This window comes from Streptomyces hokutonensis (genome assembly GCF_042751305.1).
Taxonomy (GTDB): Bacteria; Actinomycetota; Actinomycetes; order Streptomycetales; family Streptomycetaceae; genus Streptomyces; species Streptomyces hokutonensis_A.
Window position 1 is genome coordinate 822,202 of record NZ_JBHYWD010000001.1, and the last position, 6,000, is coordinate 828,201.

At 71.3% G+C, this 6,000-nt stretch carries 5 protein-coding genes; 3 read left to right on the forward strand and 2 right to left on the reverse strand.

Translation table 11 applies throughout. The annotated features are described in order from the left end of the window. The first annotated feature begins 137 nt into the window (after positions 1-137). Positions 138-803 carry a TetR/AcrR family transcriptional regulator gene (locus ACFXC1_RS03800; RefSeq protein ID WP_381238301.1) on the forward strand — a complete coding sequence of 222 codons (666 nt, stop codon included), beginning with the start codon at positions 138-140 and terminating at the stop codon, positions 801-803. 248 nt (positions 804-1,051) lie between these two features. Here the strand turns inward: ACFXC1_RS03800 and ACFXC1_RS03805 are convergent, their stop codons facing one another. Further along, positions 1,052-2,026, reverse strand: coding sequence for a helix-turn-helix transcriptional regulator (locus ACFXC1_RS03805; protein WP_381238303.1), 975 nt, complete (start codon positions 2,024-2,026; stop codon positions 1,052-1,054). 107 nt (positions 2,027-2,133) lie between these two features. Between ACFXC1_RS03805 and ACFXC1_RS03810 the strand changes: the two genes are divergently transcribed. Further along, positions 2,134-2,532: a VOC family protein gene (locus ACFXC1_RS03810; protein WP_381238305.1), complete on the forward strand. Its 399-nt coding sequence runs from the start codon at positions 2,134-2,136 to the stop codon at positions 2,530-2,532. Here the strand turns inward: ACFXC1_RS03810 and ACFXC1_RS03815 are convergent. After that, a complete protein-coding gene (locus ACFXC1_RS03815; protein ID WP_381239431.1) occupies positions 2,529-3,755 on the reverse strand; it encodes a glycosyltransferase in 1,227 nt (408 codons plus the stop codon). The two genes, ACFXC1_RS03810 and ACFXC1_RS03815, sit on opposite strands and share 4 nt — an antisense overlap. Positions 3,756-3,935: 180 nt before the next feature. On the opposite strand from ACFXC1_RS03815, the gene ACFXC1_RS03820 reads away from it, so the two are divergent. Beyond that, on the forward strand, positions 3,936-5,894 hold the full coding sequence (locus ACFXC1_RS03820; protein WP_381238307.1) for a ricin-type beta-trefoil lectin domain protein: 1,959 nt from the start codon (positions 3,936-3,938) through the stop codon (positions 5,892-5,894). Positions 5,895-6,000 lie beyond the last annotated feature (106 nt).

The following is a 6,000-nucleotide window of genomic DNA, read 5'->3' on the forward strand; positions in this document are numbered from 1 at the left end:
TGCCGGGGTGGCGTGAAGGAATCTGAACACGCGCGAATTCAGAGTGAACTTACTGAAAAGTAAGGAAGGGCCCTCTTCTCCGCAAGACTGTGGACACGACAAGATTGGCCAATGGTCGAGAAGATAGAGGTGTGACAGTGGCGGGCAGGCTCAAGGCGCCGACCGGTCGTTACGGCGGCAAGTCCGCCGAGCAGCGGCAGGCCGAGCGACGCGGACGCTTCCTGGACGCCGCGCTCCAGCTCTTCGGCGACACCCCCGGCTACCGCGGCACGACCGTCGCCGCGCTCAGCGAGGCCGCGGGGCTGTCCACCCGGCAGTTCTACGAGGAGTTCCGCAGCCTGGAGGACGTGCTGGCCGCGCTCCACCTCCAGGTCAACGACTGGGCCGAGAAAGCCGTACTGATCGCGCTCGACGACGCCGACGGCCTGCCGCTCGTCGAGCGGGCGACCGCGATCTTCCACGCCTACGCCGCGAACGTCACCGGCGACCCGCGCCGCATCCGCATCACCTTCGTCGAGATCGTCGGCGTGAGCCCGCGCCTCGAGGAACAGCGGCTGGCCCGCCGCGCCCGCTGGATCAACCTCATCCGCGGCGAGGCGAGGGCCGCGGCCGAGCGCGGGGAGGCGGCGCGGCGCGACTACCGCATCGCCGCGACGGCGTTCATCGGCAGCGTCAACGGCCTGCTCCACGACTGGAGCGCGGGCTGGGTGGACGCCACGCTGGACGAGATCGTCGAGGAACTGGTCCGACAGCTCGTGGGCATCATGCAGCCACCGGGCTGGAAAGGTCAGGACCAGCCCTAGGCCGTGTCCGCGAAGTCCCTCCCCCAGAGGGGGTACCCCCAGCCCCGCGACGTTCGGCACGCTCCCCCACTGCCTCAAGGGCGTGGGAGGTGCTCCCATTCGCCGCACCGGGCGAAAGCCCACGTACAACCAGTACGAGGACTTCCCCCCGGCACTCCCCCAGCCTTCGGCCGGGGGACCCCCAGAGCACGCACCGAACGCCGCAGGGCCCGCCCTCCGGGCGGACGACGGGACTTCGCGGACACGACCTAGGCCGGCTCGTCGGTCGCGTACTCGTCCAGGCGGCGGGCCAGCGCGCGGACGAGATCGCGCAGGGCGGCGGGCCGTTCGACGACGAACGGGCGGTCGAGGGCGGCGAGGACGGGCGGGATCCACTCCAGTCGCTCGGCCCGGATCCGGACCTGGACCCAGTCGGTGTCCTCGTCGGGCGTGGTCACGGTGGCGATCGAGGCCGGGAGATGCCCGCGAACGTGCCGCACACTTCCCCGGATCCGCAGTGACACGTCATGCGTCCACGGCGTGCGCGCGAGGCTGTCCAGCACCGTGGCCGCCGGGTCGAAGTCCGCCGGCACGTCGAACGAGCCGGAGCGCACGCGCAACGCGCTGACGCGGTCCAGGCGGAAGGTGCGGACCTCGCCGTCGTCCGGGTCGGCGCCGGTCAGATACCAGCGTCCGGCATGCGCGACCAGCCCGTACGGCAGGACCATACGGTCGCTTTCGCGGCCCTTGCGGTCGGTGTAGCCGAGCGCCACCGGCCGCCGATGGAGCGCGGCCTCGGCGAGTTCGAGCAGTACCTCCGTCTCCGGGGCCGTGGCGGCAGGCGGTCGCGCGGTGAAGTCGGCGGTGTCGAGCAGGGCGTCGAGCCGTCGGCGCAGAGCGGCGGGCAGGACCCGCAGCAGTTTCGCCGTGGCGCTCTCGCCCGCCGCGGCCGACGTGGTGACGAGCCCCGCCCTCCGGCCGGCCAGCAGCCCGAGCACCACGGCGAGCGCCTCCTCGTCCGTGAGCATCAGCGGCGGCATCCGATAGCCGGGAGCGAGCCGGTAGCCGCCGTAGCGGCCGCGTACCGAGTCGACCGGTACGCCCAGCTCCAGCAGATGGCCGACATAGCGGCGGACCGTGCGTTCGTCGACGCCGAGCCGCGCGGCCAGGTCGGGGACGGTACGCAGGCCGCCGCCCTGGAGGATCTCCAGCAGGGCCAGTACGCGGGCGGTCGAGGTGGTCACCCGGAAAGTCTGCCTCGGATACCGGGCGGAAGCTGTCCGGTATCGGTCCTAGCGTGAGGGACGCCGCTTCGTCCGGCACCGCACACCACCTCCGACAGGAAGCCGCCATGAACTTCGTCTCGATCCGCGTCATCACCGACGACGTCTCCCGTCTCGTCGGGTTCTACGAACAGGTCACCGGCGTCACCGCCACCTGGTCGACCCCCGACTTCGCCGAACTCGTGACCCCCGCCTGCACGTTGGCGGTCGCGAGCACCCGCACCATGGCCCTCTTCGGCACCGGCTCCGCACAGCCCGCCGCCAACCGCTCGGTGATCACCGAGTTCCGCGTGGCGGACGTCGACGCCGAGTTCGAGCGCCTGGCACCGCTCGACGGCGAGATCGTCCAGAAGCCGACGACGATGCCCTGGGGCAACCGCTCCCTCCTCTTCCGCGACCCCGACGGGAACCTGATCAACTTCTTCACGCCGGTCACCCCCGAGGCGGTGGCACGACAGCAGCGCTAGGTCAGTGCGTCCAGGGCCGCGAGCACGGGAGCAGTACCGTCCTCGGCGCGCACCCGGGCACCGAGGGCCCGTGCCCGCTCGGCGTGGGCGGGGTCGCTGGTGGCCCGTACGAATGCGGCGGACAGGGTGTCGGCGGTGAGCCCCCGCAGCGGTACGGCGCGGGGCGCCACGCCCAGGGCGACCAGACGGGCGGCCCAGAAGCCCTCGTCGAACTGGATCGGCACCGGCACGGCCGGCACCCCGGCACGCAGCCCGGCCGCGGTCGTGCCCGCACCGCAGTGATGGACGACGGCCGCCATCCGCGGGAACAGCGCCGCATGCGGCACCTCGCCGATGCTGAGGACATCGTCACCGGCCGCTTCGAGGCCGCCCCAGCCGCGCTGGATCACCCCGCGCAGCCCGGCCCGCCGCAGTGCGCGCACGATCTCGGCGCTGAGCCGCTCCGGGTCGGGCACGGTGGCACTGCCGAGCCCCACGAAGACCGGAGCGGGCCCGGAGTCGAGGAAGTCCCGCAGTTCGGGCGGGAGTTGGGCATCCGTGTCGTACGGCCACCAGTAGCCGGCCACCGTGAGCCCGGGCCGCCAGTCGGCCGGGCGGGGCACGATCAGCGGGCTGAAGCCGTGCTGGACGGGCCAGTTGCGCGCTTCCCTGGACCGGAGCGCGGTGCCGGGACGGGTACGGGCCAGGCCCAGGCGGGAGCGCACCTCCGGTACGGCGGTGGCGAAGACGTGCTCCACCGCCCGGTTCACCCCGTGCCCGGCGACGCGGTTGCCGACCGTGCCCCAGGAGCCGCCGCCGAGCACCGGCGGCGCGAACTCCCTTGTGGGCGCGAGGGGTTGGAGGTACACGCCCATGCTCGGCAGCGACAGGCCCTCGGCGATGGCGTGCCCCAGCGGTCCCAACGAGCTGGACAGCAGCAGCACATCACTCGCCCGCGCGGCCGTCAGCAGATCGTCGGTCATCCGCCCGACCAGCGCCCGCGCCATCGCGACCACCCGCAGCAACTTGCCCCCGCCCGAGGCACTGCGGTGCAGCCCGCGCCCCCGCGAGGACTCCAACTCGGCCCGGGGATCGACCGGAAGAGGATGGAAGCCGACACCCGAACCCGCCACCAGGGGCGCGAAGCCTCCGTGGGTGACGAGGGTGACCTCGTGTCCCGCCCGGACCAGGGCATGCCCGAGTCCGGTGTACGGGGCCACATCGCCCCGGGATCCCGCCGTCATGATCGCTACGCGCACGCCGGTCAGTATCGCGCCCGCCGGCCGACGAATGGGGGATTCCACGGGGATTCCAACTGCCCCTCGTGTCACAGCCGTTGACTTCGTCCTCTGCTGGCTCTACTTTCAGCGCGCCGTTTCGTTCGGCGACCCGATCCTTGTTCGGTATATCGGCAAAGGAGCCGCATGTTCCGCGCCCCCCTCCTGCGCGCCCTCGCGATGGCCGCAGCCGCAGTCACGCTGCTTCTCTTCACCGGACCAGCGCCCGCGGACCCCCTCCCCGCCGCCCCGGTCGCCTCGACAACGCGGCAGACAGCAGTACCCACCGCCCCGATGGGCTGGGCATCCTGGAACAGCTTCGCATCGAAGATCGACTACAGCGTCATCAAGGCGCAGGTGGACGCGTTCGTCGCCTCGGGCCTCCCGGCGGCCGGCTACAACTACATCAACATCGACGAGGGCTGGTGGCAGGGCACCCGCGACAGCGCGGGCAACATCACCGTCGACACCAGCGAGTGGCCCGGCGGAATGAGCGCCATCGCCGACTACATCCACAGCAAGGGCCTCAAGGCCGGCATCTACACGGACGCCGGCGCGAACGGCTGCGGCTACTACTACCCGACCGGCCGACCCGCCGCCGCCAACACCGGCAGCGAAGGGCACTACGCCCAGGACATGCTCCAGTTCTCCCAGTGGGGCTTCGACTTCGTGAAGGTCGACTGGTGCGGCGGCGACGCCGAGGGCCTCGACGCGGCCACCACGTACAAGTTGATCAGCTCGGCCGTCGCCGCGGCCGCGGCCACCACCGCCCGCCCGCTCACCCTGTCCATCTGCAACTGGGGCTACCAGAACACCTGGAACTGGGCCACGGGCCTCGCCCCCATGTGGCGGACCAGCACGGACATCTACTACTACGGCGGCACGGCGTCCCAGGCGAGTGTGCTCTCCAACTTCAACCAGACCCTGCACCCGGCCGCCCAGCACACCGGCTACTACAACGACCCCGACATGCTCACCGTCGGCATGACCGGCCTCACGGCGGCCCAGAACCGCACCCACATGGCCCTGTGGGCGATCTCCGGCGCCCCGCTGCTCGCCGGCAACGACCTCACCACGATGACCAGTGAGACCGCCGCGATCCTCAAGAACTCGGACGTCGTCGCCGTCGACCAGGACACGCGCGGACTCCAGGGCGTCAAGGTCGCCGAGGACACCACCGGCCTCCAGGTCTACGGCAGGGTCCTCTCCGGCACCGGCAACCGCGCGGTCGTGCTCCTCAACCGCACCTCCTCCGCCCAGAACATCACCGTCCGCTGGTCCGACCTCGGCCTGACCAGCGCCTCCGCCACGGTCCGCGACCTCTGGGCCCAGTCGAACCTCGGCTCGTACGCCACGAGTTACACCACCGGCGTCCCGGCGGGCGGCTCGGTGATGCTGAAGGTGAGCGGCGGCACCGAGGCGGCGAGCACCAACTACACGGCCACCTCCACCGGCAAGTACACCGGCGTGAGCGCGGCGAGCACCGGCCTGGACGTCGTCGACATCCCCTACACCAACACCGGTTCCACCGCCGTCACCGGCACCCTCCAGGTCAACAGCCAGACCGCGACCACGGTCTCCTTCCCGCCGACCGGCTCCAGCCAGGGCACGGTCTCGGTCCAGGTCGACCTGTCGAAGGGCTCCGCCAACTCCCTCACCTTCACCGGCAGTTCACTGCCGACCCTGGGAGCGGTCAACGTCCAGCCCATCCCCGGCACGAACGGAAACCTGGTCGTCGGCACCGGGTCCGGCCGCTGCGCCGACATCTACAACAACACCATCACCAACGGCACCCAGGCCGAGATCTGGGACTGCAACGGCGGCCAGAACCAGGCCTGGACGTACACCTCCCGCAAGGAACTCGTGGTGTACGGCAACAAGTGCCTGGACGCCTACAACAACGGCACCACCAACGGCACCAAGGTCGTCATCTGGGACTGCAACGGCCAGAACAACCAGAAGTGGACCGCAAACTCCGACGGCACCCTCACCAACGTCAACGCGGGCCTGTGCCTGGACGCGTCCGGCGCCGCCACGGCCAACGGGACCCTGCTGATCCTGTGGACCTGCGGCACGGCGAGCAACCAGAAGTGGACGCTGACGTAGTCGTAGCGCGTCGGTCCCCCCCGGGGGGACGGCCGGGGGGCCGCTGGGGCGCTGGCGGGCCGGTTGGCACCCCTCCCCGGCCCCCGCACAAGGGCCCCCCCCACCC